The 14,289-nt window shown below is 34.7% G+C and carries 11 protein-coding genes and 1 tRNA gene; 3 read left to right on the forward strand and 9 right to left on the reverse strand.

Translation table 11 applies throughout. The features are described 5' to 3' along the window. Nucleotides 1-209: 209 nt before the first annotated feature. The 3 genes from CRS_RS14030 to CRS_RS14040 all read left to right on the forward strand — a co-directional run bounded on the left by CRS_RS14030 (nucleotide 210) and on the right by CRS_RS14040 (nucleotide 5,442). Nucleotides 210-1,259 (forward strand): response regulator transcription factor, encoded by a 1,050-nt coding sequence (locus tag CRS_RS14030; RefSeq protein WP_142724655.1) that lies wholly within the window; start codon nucleotides 210-212, stop codon nucleotides 1,257-1,259. Nucleotides 1,260-1,394: 135 nt separating this feature from the next. Beyond that, entirely contained in the window at nucleotides 1,395-4,241 is a 2,847-nt protein-coding gene (locus CRS_RS14035; protein WP_142724656.1) for a TonB-dependent receptor, read from the forward strand. A 19-nt stretch (nucleotides 4,242-4,260) separates the two neighbouring features. Continuing rightward, nucleotides 4,261-5,442 carry a phosphatidylinositol-specific phospholipase C domain-containing protein gene (locus CRS_RS14040; protein ID WP_142724657.1) on the forward strand — a complete coding sequence of 394 codons (1,182 nt, stop codon included), beginning with the start codon at nucleotides 4,261-4,263 and terminating at the stop codon, nucleotides 5,440-5,442. Between the two features lie 80 nt (nucleotides 5,443-5,522). Here CRS_RS14040 and CRS_RS14045 read toward each other — a convergent pair. The 9 genes from CRS_RS14045 to CRS_RS14085 form a co-directional block, all read right to left on the reverse strand. Continuing rightward, nucleotides 5,523-5,596, reverse strand: a tRNA-Asp gene (locus tag CRS_RS14045). 285 nt (nucleotides 5,597-5,881) lie between these two features. Then, the gene (locus tag CRS_RS14050; protein ID WP_142724658.1) at nucleotides 5,882-7,042 is read right to left on the reverse strand and encodes a DegT/DnrJ/EryC1/StrS aminotransferase family protein; all 1,161 of its coding nucleotides are present in this window, start codon (nucleotides 7,040-7,042) and stop codon (nucleotides 5,882-5,884) included. A gap of 12 nt (nucleotides 7,043-7,054) precedes the next feature. After that, a complete protein-coding gene (locus CRS_RS14055; RefSeq protein ID WP_142724659.1) occupies nucleotides 7,055-7,657 on the reverse strand; it encodes an acetyltransferase in 603 nt (200 codons plus the stop codon). A gap of 19 nt (nucleotides 7,658-7,676) precedes the next feature. Continuing rightward, a complete protein-coding gene (locus tag CRS_RS14060; protein WP_142724660.1) occupies nucleotides 7,677-8,282 on the reverse strand; it encodes a sugar transferase in 606 nt (201 codons plus the stop codon). Next, complete coding sequence (locus CRS_RS14065) at nucleotides 8,275-9,372, reverse strand: glycosyltransferase family 4 protein (protein ID WP_142724773.1); 1,098 nt, start codon at nucleotides 9,370-9,372, stop codon at nucleotides 8,275-8,277. Before CRS_RS14065 ends, CRS_RS14060 begins: the two co-directional genes overlap by 8 nt. A gap of 508 nt (nucleotides 9,373-9,880) precedes the next feature. Next, nucleotides 9,881-11,017 carry a hypothetical protein gene (locus CRS_RS14070; RefSeq protein WP_142724661.1) on the reverse strand — a complete coding sequence of 379 codons (1,137 nt, stop codon included), beginning with the start codon at nucleotides 11,015-11,017 and terminating at the stop codon, nucleotides 9,881-9,883. After that, nucleotides 11,014-12,393, reverse strand: a complete 1,380-nt coding sequence (locus tag CRS_RS14075) for a phenylacetate--CoA ligase family protein (RefSeq protein ID WP_142724662.1) — start codon at nucleotides 12,391-12,393, stop codon at nucleotides 11,014-11,016. Before CRS_RS14075 ends, CRS_RS14070 begins: the two co-directional genes overlap by 4 nt. After that, entirely contained in the window at nucleotides 12,394-13,197 is an 804-nt protein-coding gene (locus CRS_RS14080; RefSeq protein ID WP_142724663.1) for a glycosyltransferase family 2 protein, read from the reverse strand. It abuts the gene before it with no gap. Then, the gene (locus CRS_RS14085) at nucleotides 13,197-14,282 is read right to left on the reverse strand and encodes an EpsG family protein (RefSeq protein WP_142724664.1); all 1,086 of its coding nucleotides are present in this window, start codon (nucleotides 14,280-14,282) and stop codon (nucleotides 13,197-13,199) included. The genes CRS_RS14080 and CRS_RS14085 overlap by 1 nt, the downstream gene beginning before the upstream one ends. Between the last annotated feature and the right edge of the window lie 7 nt (nucleotides 14,283-14,289).

Below are 14,289 nucleotides of genomic sequence, written 5' to 3' on the forward strand. Positions count from 1 at the left end.
AAATACCGTAAAAAAACGGAGGCTTTCTCTCTGTAAATGAGGATAATTAGCTAAAATAAGAATAACCAATCAATATACAAAACCGGAAATCTCTAAAAACTGATCAGAATTTACTCCTTGATCACCTACACATTTTAAGCCAATATTTAATAATTTGTTAAAGATGCTGTGCCCATATTATCAATAATTTTGACAAAATATCAGTTCTCATGTTATACATTATCATGGTAGTTGTACTACAGGCACTTATTACGCTTACTCTGCTCATTTCTCTTATCAAAAACAGGGAGTCTGTATTGAATATGCTGTTATTGTATATTGGAATTGTCACCCTGGATATGGGATACGAATATTTCATTATTCAAAAATTCGGTTATGAATCTGTTCTGTATGAAATTCCGGGAAGCCTTCGTGTTTTCAAAGGTCTTATTTTTCTGTACATCACTACCTATTTAATTCATGCAAAATGGAGCGATAAGCTTAAATACCTGATTCTTCCTCTGACACTGGTGGTTATTCATCATGCTATTGCTATTACAGCCAAAATGCTTGATCTTTCATGGGCAGACCTTGCCATCAGTTCATATAAATCTTATTTTGTTTATTACAGTTACTACTGGCTTGCCTGTCTTCTTTTATGTATTTATTTACTGACAAAATACCGAAAAAATATTACTCATCCTGCTGCCGGTAATTTCCGTTACCTGGTTTACTATGTATTATCGGGAGTTTTAGCTTTCTGGATGGTTTACCAGTTGGGATGGGATACGTTGATTTATCAGAAAATCTACAGCCTTCTGTTTCTTTTCCAGTTTGGGTGGATTTTGTACGTTTATATTTTAACATACCAACATAAGCTCCAGGAACAGCAAAACACATCACATCTATCCGTACCTAAAGAAACCTATCAGTATAAAGACCTTTCAAAAATAGACTTTGATGCTGTACAAACTGCTATCATATCCTTCTATAAGGAGAGTCATGAATATCTGGATGAGGAATTTACGCTAGACCAGCTTGCCAGCCATCTGAGGATAAGCAAAGCGGATTTAAGCATCACTTTTAATAAACATCTTCGTTCCAATTTCCATGAATACACCAATAGAAACCGTATTCAGCATTTCAAGCAGATTCTGCTTGAAGATCCTTCAGCCAGTGTAACAGATCTTGCATTTCAATGTGGTTTTAAATCAAAATCTACTTTTTATAAATATTTTAAAAAGGAATTTGACTGTCTTCCTTCTCAGCTTGTTCATTAGTTACAATTATTTAATATTAGCAACTTACTGATTTACAATTCAGTTCATCTCGAACTCAAGAGAAACAGTTGGATAAAATTTAAATGAACCAAAACTTTTGCAGGAGCCGACATCTTTGCATCAAACTTTATAAGGATGTCACGAGAAAGACTTTTTCTAACAAAAGCAGCATTTTTTCTTCTTGGGCCTTTGGCCTTTGCACAAACTACCGTTCACGGAACAGTAGTAGACAGCCAGGGAAATCTTCCCAATGCCCTGGTTTATATTGAAAACAGCGGACAGAAGGTAACTTCCGATACTGATGGTTCCTTTGTTCTTAATAATGTTTATGACGGCAGTTATAAACTTATTGTGGAATATAAAGGGTATGACAGTGTTTATATTCCTTTCACTGTAACAGATAAAAAGGAAGTGAATCTCGGATTGATTAAATTCGGAGCTAAGTTTAAGGAAAACAATCTTCAGGAGGTAGTGGTTACCAGTGTATACAAGGCATCACAGGCAAGGGCAATTACCATGAAAAAAAATTCCAACACCATTACAGAGGTACTTTCTGCCGATGCCATCGGGAAACTGCCAGACCGTAATGCTGCTGATGCCGTACAGCGAATGCAGGGAGTATCTATTGAAAGAGACATGGGTGAAGGCCGTTTTGTAGCAGTAAGGGGGACACCTATACAATGGACAGCTTCTACTCTTAATGGAAACAGAATGCCAAGTGCCAGCGGTGATAATGCCAACCGCGGCGTACAGATGGATATCTTTCCTTCGGAACTTATTCAGAATGTACGCTTGTCTAAAGCTCTCACACCCGATCTTGATGGAGACGCCATTGGCGGAAATGTGGATTTTATCACAAAAACCTTCCCCAATAAAGAGACTTTGGCAATAAGTATGGCCTCAGGCTACGTCAACATGTCTAAGTCACCAACTTATAATACTTCTGTCGTTTATGGAAATAAAATTACAGATAAACTGAAGTTCATTACCTCGGCAGTAATCTGGGAACGTTCTACAGCTATAGACCAGATGAGAAATATTTATAACTATGGACTGAAAGATAAAACAGCTTCTTATTCTATCAACCAGCTTCAGCTTCGGGATTATCTGGCAAACCGGAGAACATTGGGATTCAATTTAGGATTGGATTATGAGATCGACAGCCGGAATAAATTATACGGGAAAGCTCTCTACAGCCAATATAAAGACGGTCAGTCTGTAAGGGAAACCTATTTTAACTTTGATAATAAAAATGTACTGCTTCAGGCCCGCCACGCGGATTATCTTACTGATCTATATTCTATGCAGCTGGGTGGTAATCACCAGATAGGACAACGTATGCAGGTAGATTGGTCGATGTCAAAAGCACGTTCTGAATTTAAATTCAACTCGCCGGATAATCTTGATCCCTCTGAAAGAGGTTACCCTATGGTTAATTTTGTACAGCCAATGACTTATGGAAATCTGTCTTCCGACGGAAGGAAGTATATGGCGATGGATGCTCCTGACGGTACTGGTGATATGGGGAGATATACCTTGCCCTACAACCAGCAGCAGATTACAGCAGATAAACTCAAACTGAATCAGATTATTCTGAGTCAGAACCGTAACAGTGAGACAGATCTCAGAGGGCAAATTGATATTAAATATAAACCTGCAGATAATTTTGAGCTAAAATTCGGAACAAAGTACAATAATAAAAACAAAGTTGTAAACAGCTCCCTGCTTGTTTGGATGCCTAAATCAGCATTAGGAATTCCCGGAGCTCCGGTTACTTACCTGAATCAGCTTGAGCGTGAGAATTTCCCATATAAAGGAGGTTTCATGAATCCTTTGGATCATCCCTATAATGCTGTAATCATTGATCAGATCACTAACGGACAAATCGATCAGATGTACAATCCTGCTACACAAAATAATTTAGGATTGATGCAGGTAAGCAGTAAAGACAGCAACTCCAATATTACCAGCTCCTACAGAGGTAGTGAAAATGTATGGGCGGCTTACCTGATGGGAACATGGAAGATTTCAGAGCAGCTACAGGTATTGGGAGGATTCAGAAATGAATATAATGAAGTTACTTTCTGGGGTAAAAAAGTAGTCTCTGATAAAAACAATAAAACGGAAGATATTAAAGACACAAAAACGTACAATGTAGTCCTGCCTATGGTCAATATGAAATGGAATATCAGCAGTGACCGCATCCTGAGACTGGCTTATACCCGCTCTTTTGCAAGACCTGATTTCAATGACCTCAACCCAGGAACCATTGTCAACGACATTAGCAATACCATCACCCAGGGAAACACTAAACTTGATCCTACATTTTCAAATAATTTTGATCTTATGTTTGAGAACTACTTCGGAAAGCTGAATCTGATAACTGCAGGAGTATTTTATAAAGATATCACCAATCTTATCTACAAAGACCAATCTGTGGTAGATCTTGCAGGAAGAACCTATACATTCACAGCTCCTAAAAACCTGGAAGGAGCAAAGCTTTTTGGTTTTGAGTTCGGGATATCCAAGCGTTTTGAAAACCTACCTGGCTTTTTGAAAAACATTGGCTTTGAAGGAAACTATACGTATATCTCCTCCAAAATGAATATGCCGGTCTATGAAAACGGCCAGCAGACAGGAACCATGTCTACAACGATTCCCAATCAGGCCAAACATATTTTCAATACCATCCTCTTCTATGAAACGAGTAAGCTAATGATCCGTTTAGCCGGAAATTATAAAGGAAACTATGTAAGCGAAATCAGAGCTGCTGCGGGTGCAGACCATTATCAGTATTTTGATAAAAACTTTACTGTAGACCTTTCCACTTCTTACAGCCTTACCAGGAAAGTACGCCTGTTTATAGAACTGAACAATATTTTTAATGAACCCAACCGCTATTATATGGGTACAAAAGACCGTGTAGAAAATATTTCTTACTCAGGAATACGCGGACAGCTGGGATTCAACTTTAATTTTTAATCAAAAAAATTTTATTCATATGACAAAGTATATTTATGGAGCTGCATTTTGTATGACAGCACTGGTACAGGCACAGGATAAATGCCAGAATGTAAGAATCAACCAGTTGCAGGTTGTAGGAACCCATAATTCTTATGCCCAGCCGGCAGACCCCAGAGTACTGGATCTGGTAACCCCAATCATCAATGGGATGATGCAGAAATACAGCAGCAGTATGTCGGAAGAGCAAAAAGCTAAATTTAAAGAATATCACCCTTATGGAATGGATCTGAAAGAAGGTCTGAATTACAACCATCCTGATTTTACAGAACAGCTCAACGCTAACCTGAGAGGGTTGGAAATAGATGTCTATTATGATCCGGAAGGCAACAGATTCAGCCGCCCGGCAACATATGAGATTTTAAAGGCTAAAGGAGTTACTGACCTCGCTCCCTTTAATACAAAAGGACTTGATCAGGCAGGTTTTAAAGTACTCCATATGGCAGATATTGACTTCAGAACCCATTATCCTACTTTAAAAGATGCCCTTACAGCTCTGAAAACATGGTCTGACCAACATCCTGGACACACGCCGGTTTTTATGATGATCGAAGCCAAAGACTCCGGTTTCCCAATTTTTGAAAACAGTACAAAAGTTCTTCCTTTTGATAAAAAAGCTTATGATGAACTGGATGGGGAGATTGTAAAATATCTGGGAAAAGATAAAATTATCACTCCAAAAGAAGTTCAGGGCAAATACAAAACCCTGAAAGAAGCTGTTACCCACAACAACTGGCCAAAGCTTAATGACAGTAAAGGAAAATTTATTTTTATGCTGCTTCCCGGTAGTGCAGGCACTTTGTCCTCTAAAAATAATCCTTATCTGATTGATGGTTCTTTAAAGGAAAGAATGATGTTTCTGAACAGTGAACCTGATGATTCTTTCGCAGGCTTTATATTAAGAGATAATGCTATAGTAAGGCAAAAAGAGATACAGGATCTGGTAAAGCAAGGCTACATGGTAAGAACCAGATCAGATATTGAAACCTATGAAGCAAAAACCAATGATTTCACCAGATCTGAAGCAGCATTCAGCAGTGGTTCCCAGATCATCTCCACCGATTTTTTCCGTCCCGGAAACACGTATGGAACACCTTACTTCATACAGCCTCCTCAAGGAAAAGATTATCTTAATAATCCTTTAAATTTTTCATGCAGATAATATCATGTTGATTAACTGTCAAGTTATTTAAGGACGGGACAATGGACACAAAAAGTCTTCTATTTTCAGAAGGCTTTTTGCGATCCGGACGGGACTCGAACCCGCGACCTCCGCCGTGACAGGGCGGCATTCTAACCAACTGAACTACCGGATCAATTAAAAGTATTGTTTTTAATTGGCAAAATATAGTTTTTTATTTTTTTCAAAAAATACATTGCCTTTTTAAGCTATTGTAACATACATATTTTCAAATATAAAATTAGAAAAAATTACTTTTAATACCTTTTTAAATAAAAGAAAGTTAACTTATAAAAACACACACAAAATCAACATTCCTGTTACTTTAAAAGTATTTATTTTAATCTAATTTTAAGATGATGAATTTCCATACCAATTATTACAGATAATCACTTTTATTATTATCTATACTAAGATAAAATTATCCTAAAACCGGATGTTCTTTCTTACTGGGAAATACCTCTATCATAACTTTTTCAATTCTGTCTCTCTCATCATCAGACAAATTAGATCCGGAAGGCAGACATAAGCTATTTTCAAAAAGGGTTTCTGCTACTTTTCCACCATAGTATGGTGCATCTTCAAATACAGGCTGTAAATGCATAGGCTTCCAGATAGGTCTGGATTCGATATTGTCTTCTAAAAATGCCAGTCGCAAATCTTCACGGGATTTTGATGATTTTGTTCCGTCTATTGTAATAACAGATAACCAATGATTACTATAAAAATCAGAGTTTGGTTCTGAAAGTAATTCAACACCCTCTATTTTTTTACAAATTTCAGAATAGAAATCGTGCATTTTTCTGCGGCCTTCTACTCTGTCTCTCAGAACTTCCATCTGTCCTCTACCAATACCGGCACTGATATTACTCATTCTGTAATTATATCCGATATGTGAATGCTGATAATGCGGAGCTTCATCTCTGGCCTGTGTAGAAAGAAATACAACTTTGTCTTTATCTATCTGGGAGTGGCATACCAAAGCTCCTCCTCCTGAGGTTGTAATTATTTTATTACCATTGAATGATAAAATACCAAAGCGTCCAAAAGTACCACACGCCCTTCCTTTATATTGAGAGCCTAATGATTCTGCAGCATCTTCAATTAAGGGAATGTTATATTCTCTGGCAATTGATAAAATTTCATCCATTTTTGCCGGCATTCCGTAGAGATTGACAACAATAATAGCTTTCGGTTTTTTACCTTTTGCAATTCTATCCTCTATTGCCTCCTGCAAAGCTACCGGACACATGTTCCAGGTATCTATTTCAGAATCTATAAACACGGGAGTAGCTCCCAGATAAACAATAGGATTGGCAGAAGCCGAAAACGTCATAGACTGACATATTACTTCATCACCATAACCTACATTGCATTCCACTAACGCCAAATGTAAAGCAGCAGTTCCTGACGAAAGTGCAGCTACCTTTACTTTTTCATTTAAGAATTTTTCCAGATCCTTTTCAAAACCGTCAACATTGGGGCCTAAAGGTGCTATCCAATTGGCGTCAAACGCTTCATTGATATACTTTAATTCATTTCCTCCCATATGGGGGGAGGACAACCATACTCTTGATTTCATATTCTTAATATTCTAAATTTTTAAACTTCTACTTTTTATTATTCTTCCGGGATTACCTACTACAGTGCAGCCATCCGGTATATCACTGATAATAACCGCTCCGGCACCAATAGTACACCATTTTCCGATTGTTATCCCCTGTATTACACTGGCTCCTATTCCTATATGGGTTCCTTCTCCCACATATACATTCCCTCCCAGCGCAGCATTTGGAGAGATATGTACAAAGTCCTCAAGCGTACAATCATGATCAATGGAAGAATTTGTATTGATGATACTGTGTTTCCCTATTCTTACTAATGCATTAATAGTTGCTCCGGGCATCACAATAGTCCCTTCCCCTATCTTTACTCTTTTGGATATAATTGCCTTAGGATGGAAAAGTGTAACATAATTGAATTGTTCTTCCTGTTCCACTATTCTTTTCCTTACCCTGTTATTCCCTATAGAAATAATGACATCAATACCATGTGGCGGAATTTCGTTAAGAACAGGATAGTTTAATACCTTATCTTTCATCAAATTTTCATCAATAAAAGCCTCAATACTAAAACCATTCTCTTCAGCCACTTCAGCCACTACCTTACCATGACCACTTGCTCCGTATAAATACATGCTTTGTCTAGATTTTTAATTAATTATTTCCTTTAAAAGCTTCTACTGTAGCTTGCTCTACCTGGTTTATTCCTTCTCTTATTATTACTTTTTTTATCGTAAGAAGGACGACCTTACAATCTATTGCGAAAGACAGATTGTCTACATACCATACATCCAGTTCAAATTTCTTTGTCCAGGAAATTGCATTTCTTCCGTTCACCTGTGCCCAACCTGTAATTCCGGGGCGTATGGTATGCCTGCGTTTCTGAGTTTCGCTATATAAAGACAGGTACTGAGGCAAAAGGGGGCGTGGCCCTATAATTGCCATATCTCCTTTCAGTACATTGATCAATTGTGGAAGCTCATCCAAGGAAGTCCGGCGTATAAAACTTCCAACCGGAGTTAAGCGTTCCGAATCCGGCAGATAATTGCCCTGTGTGTCTTTTTTATCATTCATAGTCTTAAACTTGATGATATTGAATATCTTCTCATTCAATCCCGGTCTTGCCTGAACAAAAAAAGGTTTACCCTGATTGGCAAAGTACAATAAGACCATTACAATGATAAAAATGGGTGCCAGTATAATTAACGCGATTAACGCTATCAAAAAATCCAGAACCCGTTTCAAAAAAAACTTATACACGATATTCTCTCTCTTTAATCAATTTGTTGTATTCACTTAATATAGCATTCCAGATCACAGATTGCTCGAATCGGTTTTCAATCATTGGCCGGGAATTCATTTTTAATGATTCATAATAGTCTCTGTCTGATATCATTTTCTCCATTTCTTCTTTGAGCCTTTCACTATCTTTTACCGGAACAATTACTCCATTCTGATTTTCTACGATAATTTCATTGCATCCGTTGATATCAGAAACGATACTAGGCAGCTCCATTGCTCCGGCCTGCATCACTACATTGGGAAATCCTTCCCGGTAACTAGGAAAGACCAGTGCATCAGAAATCGCGAAATAAGGACGCACATCTTTCTGAAATCCTACAGAGATGATATCCGGATTAGTTTCAATTTCCTTTAATGTATCCGGAGATAGCGGATCCAGCTCCTGTTCCAGGGGACCCACCAGTAATAATTTTGAATGTTTACCTTCTTCTTTATTTAAAGCAGAAAAAGCTTTTATCAGTTCATTAATTCCTTTGTCCCCCACCAAGCGTCCCACAAAGACAAAGACAAAATCAGAGTCTTCTATTTTTAATTCTTTTTTGAGGAGAATTTTCTGGTCTTCTGAAACTTGTTGGGGTGAAAAGAATGAAGTATCTATTCCGTTTGAAGAACCATTTCCGATTACTTTCAGCTTATACCTATCTGTATATTTATGCTTTATGATATAATCAGACAGTCCTTTTGAGTTGGGATATACTTTGGTAGCAGAAGCATATGTTAATTTTTCTACAAAGTCTAAAACCTGACGTTTTACACCTGTCACCTCCATTAGTGGTAAACCCGCTACAGTATGCAATCTATGAGGTACACCAGCCATTCTTGCAGCAAGCATCCCTACAATTCCAGCTTTAGGTGTATGAGTATGAACAATTTGTGGTTTTTCCTTTTTTAAAAGCTTATAAGTATTCCATAAAGATTTGATATCTTTAATAGGTGTAATCTTGCGGGACATATCAATCGCAACTACATCTATTTCTTCATCATTTTTAACCTCTTCCAGTTCTTTGCCAGGCGAAGAAACTCCTATCACATCAAAATGTTCTGACATAAACCGGTGCTGCCCCTTCAATAGAATTTTTAAGGAAAGTGGTACAGTCGTAATCCGTATTAATTTAGCTTTCAACTTCTGTTATATTTTATTGTTTATTTCTATTAACCTAGAACTAAATAATAATTTTTTTCCTAAATATTTTGTGTAGTGTTATTTTTTACTCATTCCACTTAAAATCACAAATTTGTGATTTTAAGTGAGATAAAGCAATATTTTGAACTGATGTTAACCTTTAAATTGTTCCAAGCAGAAATAATTATAGATTAACATAGTATCATTACTATTCTGGAAAATCATAAATTTTCCCGTTTTCTATTGTGTTTTTTGAATGTATAGCTTTTTTGTGGCGGTGACAAAATTATCAATTTCTCTTGCCAGCTATTTATAGATCTTGAATATATTTAATATAACATGAAAAATGTTTTTAAACCTGAACCTTATAAAGATTTAAAAATTTTAAACAGGTTTATTATCTCCTCTACATGAATATTAATTAAATATTGGTTTAAAATTTTAATTTACTGTTATCTTTAACATTTTTTAAAAGTGATTGTGTAGAACTATCAACTTTATTTTTAGTATTAAATTTATAATTGTTCATTTGAATCATAGGATATAATCCAAACTGATCCCTTTTTTCAAAAGGTCTTGTCACATTATTTGTAATAAAATTATCCACTTTAAAATAACCTGTCATTTCTTTGATATTAGGTTTATCCTTGTACCCCGCTATATAAATTCCAGAATCGGCATTTTCAACCGAAATATTTGTGCAAGAAATCGTAACAGATTTTGATATATTCTGGTTACCATATTGTGGCAGATTTAAGTCTATACCTACATTTACATTATTTATCTTAACATTTTCAATATTAATATTTTCTAATATATTAGAACTATCATCAGGTTCAATATCAATACCGGCCATGGGATTCGTTCCATTAATATTTGTAATTAACAGATTTTTTATTAATACATCTTTACCTCCTGCAATTGTTATTCCATTTCTTCTTACATTATTAATAATTCCTCCTATAATATTAATATTCTCTGTTGAAAATAATTTTTCTTGGGCAATACCCGCTCTGATATTCCTCATGGTCTTTACCAATACAATCCCATCTCCCCAGCAATCAGAGATGTTGGCATTAAAAATTTCTATATTTCTGGAACCTCTGATATCAATACCAAATCCCCATTCGCCTTTAGAATCCAAATGCTTGTCACGATCTCCTATCAAGGTAGGATTATAAATTTTAACATTCTCAACTCCATGTAAACTTATAATCTGATATCTGACATCAGCGGTAGGCTTTAAAATCAGGGAAGAATTTTTCTGAAAATATATTTGTGAATTTGACTGTGCAAAAATTCCACTTGTCATTAATGGAAAGTCTGGCATTATCACTTTATTATTACCGTCAATCGCTTTCTGGATATAGGCAGTATAATCTACCGATCCGTCTTTCACATATCCTTTTGGAAGTATTGTCTCTATTTTAAAAAAATCATTGGTTTGAACAGTGATTTTCTGATTTACTATTAATGAATTATCAACTGCCACTTTATCCTTTCGCTGAGAACAGCAAATGATAGAAAATGTTGACAGCCCTAATATTAAAAATGATTTTATAATTTTCATAATAAATCTTTTATATTATTTTTTACTATTCTATATTTACCACTACCTTCTACAGGAATCTCATTCACATAGTTAATATGTATTTTCATAACATCCCCCACTCTGTCTCTCCAATTGGAAAGGAATACTTTTTCAATCTGCTTTGAATAGATTTCCTGATCAACAACTACATATAGCTCAAGTTCATCTAATTTATTCTGTACTGCCTGAAATCTAATAATCCCTTTTGTATCTTTCAAAGTATTGGAGACATTCCCAAGATTTATTTTACCATTTTCAACTGAATAGATAAAATCATCAATTCTTCCTAAAATTTCTTTTACCAAAGGATTATTGTTCCCACACGTACATTTTTTTTCAGCATCTTCAAGTGTTATTGAATCTCCGATATCATATCTTACTAAAGGTGTTCCAGTTGTTGTAAATGAAGTGACTATCAACCTTCCGGATTGTGCAGGCTGATTATTTTCATCTAAAACCTCAAAAACACCAGTTTGCAGTTCCAAATGCAGATTTCCTTTTTCACATTCTATTATAAAGGGAGCTCCTTCAGAAGAAGCATATTGATTATACAGTTTTGCTTTAAAAAATTTCTCGATATAGTATCTTGTTTCTTCAGTGATGGTTTCTGCTGTCGGGAAAATTGCTTTTACCTTATTTTCAGGAAAATCGTATCCATTGGCAATACCATATTTGGCAATTTCCAATATGGTAGATGGAAATCCTACTAAATACTCAGGGCTGAAATGAATTAAATCTTCTACATAATATTTAAGATAATCATCTTTGATATGAAATGTGGAGTAATAGCGAACATGGTGTATAAAATCTGTTTTCCAAAATACATTTTTCTTCACATCCCTGGCTGTCAAGAGATTTTTACCAGAAAACCATGCGGTTTTTTTTCCCAATTCATACCCGAATCTTGATCTGAAATCATCTAAAAAAGCAAATCTTTCCTGACTGTCTTTGAAAAAGAACTTCACTTCCAGAGATTTTCCTGTAGTACCTCCGGTTTTGGACTTTTCTAATTTTTCAGATGTTTTTACTGTTATAGACCCAATATTATTACGAAGTACTTCTTTATTAACGATTGGCAAACAGGTAATATTATCAATAGATTCCACATTCTCAATATTACCAATCGACTTTTTATAATAATCTGAATTTTGAATTACAAATTTTATAAACTGTGAATATCTGTTTTTCTGATATTCTTTTAGTTCTTCTAACGATAATGTCCGGTTTGCTTTTTTCTCTTTTCTGAAATTTTTATACTCACCACCATATCTTCTTTTATAGGCCTGTCTGTTATATATATAGACCATAAAGTTCTGAAGGAAATCAGGCAATATTTTATATATTTTCTCTTTCATTTAAAAACCCTGTTTAATCATTAACTTAATAAAGCTTGCAAAATCAATATTCTTCAATAATGAAGCATATTTTCTATAAAGTAAATTTTTAAAATATTTTTTTTCGTCTACAGATGTTACTCCGGAAAAATCCAAATGATAAACAATAGATTTAGTAATATCAGATTTTCCTCTGCTATTGTTCTCAGCCTCCTGCAGATAAAGTTCCGTAATTACGGGTGAATAAGCTATTCCATATTCTCTGGCTAATCTTCCCCACAGATCCATATCCTCTCCTCTGGATAGGCGTTCATTAAATAATTTTGCTTTTAGTAAAGCTTTTTTACTTACACAAACACAAGAAGTATGGATTAATCCTTTTTTGAGAATCACTTTGAAATAATCTTTAACAATTCCTTCTTTAAGTTCATTCTGCTTTCTATTATCAACAATTTTTTCTTCTGAATACTTTCTTGCAAAATTCGTGACAAAAACATCTGCACTACTTTTATATTTGGTTATCAGTTTCTGAATTTCTTCTAAATGATTGGGCAGCCATTCATCATCAGCATCCAAAAAAGCGATATATTCAAATTGAGATTTTTCAATCCCTACATTACGGGCTGAAGAAACACCTCCATTCTCTTTATTAAACAATTTTACCCTGGGATCATTAATTTCATTGACTATATCCGGACCTCTATCTTTACTTCCATCATTAATAATAATGATTTCAAAATGCTGAAATGATTGATTCAGCACTTTAAGGATCGTTTCCTTAATATATTTTTCTTTGTTATACAAAGGGATTACTACTGATATCATTATTTTAAATTAAACATTAAAAACAGGAAAAAACAGATAAAAAACACTCCAAACAAATTAACAACTCCAATTTTTTTGTTAGTTTGTGTATACGGATACATCAGAAAAGGGATGAAAATCCATGACAAGAATCCAAAACGGTCACTGAAAGCAGCAGAAAACATGAGAAAGAAAAAAGCAGAGGTCAGCATATATGTTACATAAAACCTTTTATATTTTAAATGCTCCTCAATATTTTCAATACCTTTAAGAGTGTAGTATCCAATCACGGCAAATATAGTGTTGAATACAAAGAAGTTTATCCTGAAACCAGTTTTATAAGCAACTTTAACTCCCTTGGAATAATATTGATCTAATCTTTCCTGCACTAAAATATTGATTACAGGTATTTTACCTAAAAGTTCATTAAGATTAAAATTCGCTAATGACAATACTGTAGCCGCCACATAAATAAAAAATATGACTTTGAGATTTTTAATTCTGGTAGACATTAGGAAAATCAGAATAGGGATTATAATAGAAGCATGATTAAAAAATGCAATAATGAAGAATATAATAGATAACCATTTTTTCTTATCAAAAAAGGTTACTGCAAGAAAAAAGAAAGAGAATGCGATACCCTGTCTGGTTGTGTTAATACCCATAGTCTTAAAAAAGAACATACTAATCACAATAAAGAAAATAAGAAATCTGTTTTTTTGTGTAAGATTTCGTATGCCTATAATAATAGGTATCACATACAATGCCGCATTTAATGTAAAAAATACTTTATAATTATCACTAAGTTTACGGGCAAATAAAGAAATAAAGTAGGTTCCTATATCTTTGAGTTCACTTAAAGATCTTACAACTCTATCGCCGGTAAAATAGATTAATGATCTTTCTGAATCTGTGCCCACTTTTTTATCTCTGATCCCTATCAATAGTATCATTACCAATGCATAAAATAATAATAGAAAATTCTGAACATCATCAGAATTCTTTTTTCTGTAGATATATTCGTTAATCAGAATGACTGCAAAAAGTGCTACACTCATATAAACAAGTGTAAATCTTAAATCAAATGCATTTATAATAGCTTCCATTTTTCTG

Origin of the sequence: Chryseobacterium sp. ON_d1, assembly GCF_006829085.1 — a bacterium.
Lineage (GTDB): Bacteria > Bacteroidota > Bacteroidia > Flavobacteriales > Weeksellaceae > Chryseobacterium.

Bases quoted from the DNA above. Each gene is read 5' to 3' on its own strand.
- CRS_RS14040 (WP_142724657.1), top strand. From the start codon at position 4,261: ATGACAAAGTATATTTATGGAGCTGCATTTTGTATGACAGCACTGGTA.
- CRS_RS14055 (WP_142724659.1), bottom strand. From the start codon at position 7,657: ATGTATTTATACGGAGCAAGTGGTCATGGTAAGGTAGTGGCTGAAGTG.
- CRS_RS14030 (WP_142724655.1), top strand. From the start codon at position 210: ATGTTATACATTATCATGGTAGTTGTACTACAGGCACTTATTACGCTT.
- CRS_RS14050 (WP_142724658.1), bottom strand. From the start codon at position 7,042: ATGAAATCAAGAGTATGGTTGTCCTCCCCCCATATGGGAGGAAATGAA.
- CRS_RS14085 (WP_142724664.1), bottom strand. From the start codon at position 14,282: ATGGAAGCTATTATAAATGCATTTGATTTAAGATTTACACTTGTTTAT.
- CRS_RS14080 (WP_142724663.1), bottom strand. From the start codon at position 13,197: ATGATATCAGTAGTAATCCCTTTGTATAACAAAGAAAAATATATTAAG.
- CRS_RS14065 (WP_142724773.1), bottom strand. From the start codon at position 9,372: ATGTCAGAACATTTTGATGTGATAGGAGTTTCTTCGCCTGGCAAAGAA.
- CRS_RS14070 (WP_142724661.1), bottom strand. From the start codon at position 11,017: ATGAAAATTATAAAATCATTTTTAATATTAGGGCTGTCAACATTTTCT.
- CRS_RS14075 (WP_142724662.1), bottom strand. From the start codon at position 12,393: ATGAAAGAGAAAATATATAAAATATTGCCTGATTTCCTTCAGAACTTT.
- CRS_RS14035 (WP_142724656.1), top strand. From the start codon at position 1,395: ATGTCACGAGAAAGACTTTTTCTAACAAAAGCAGCATTTTTTCTTCTT.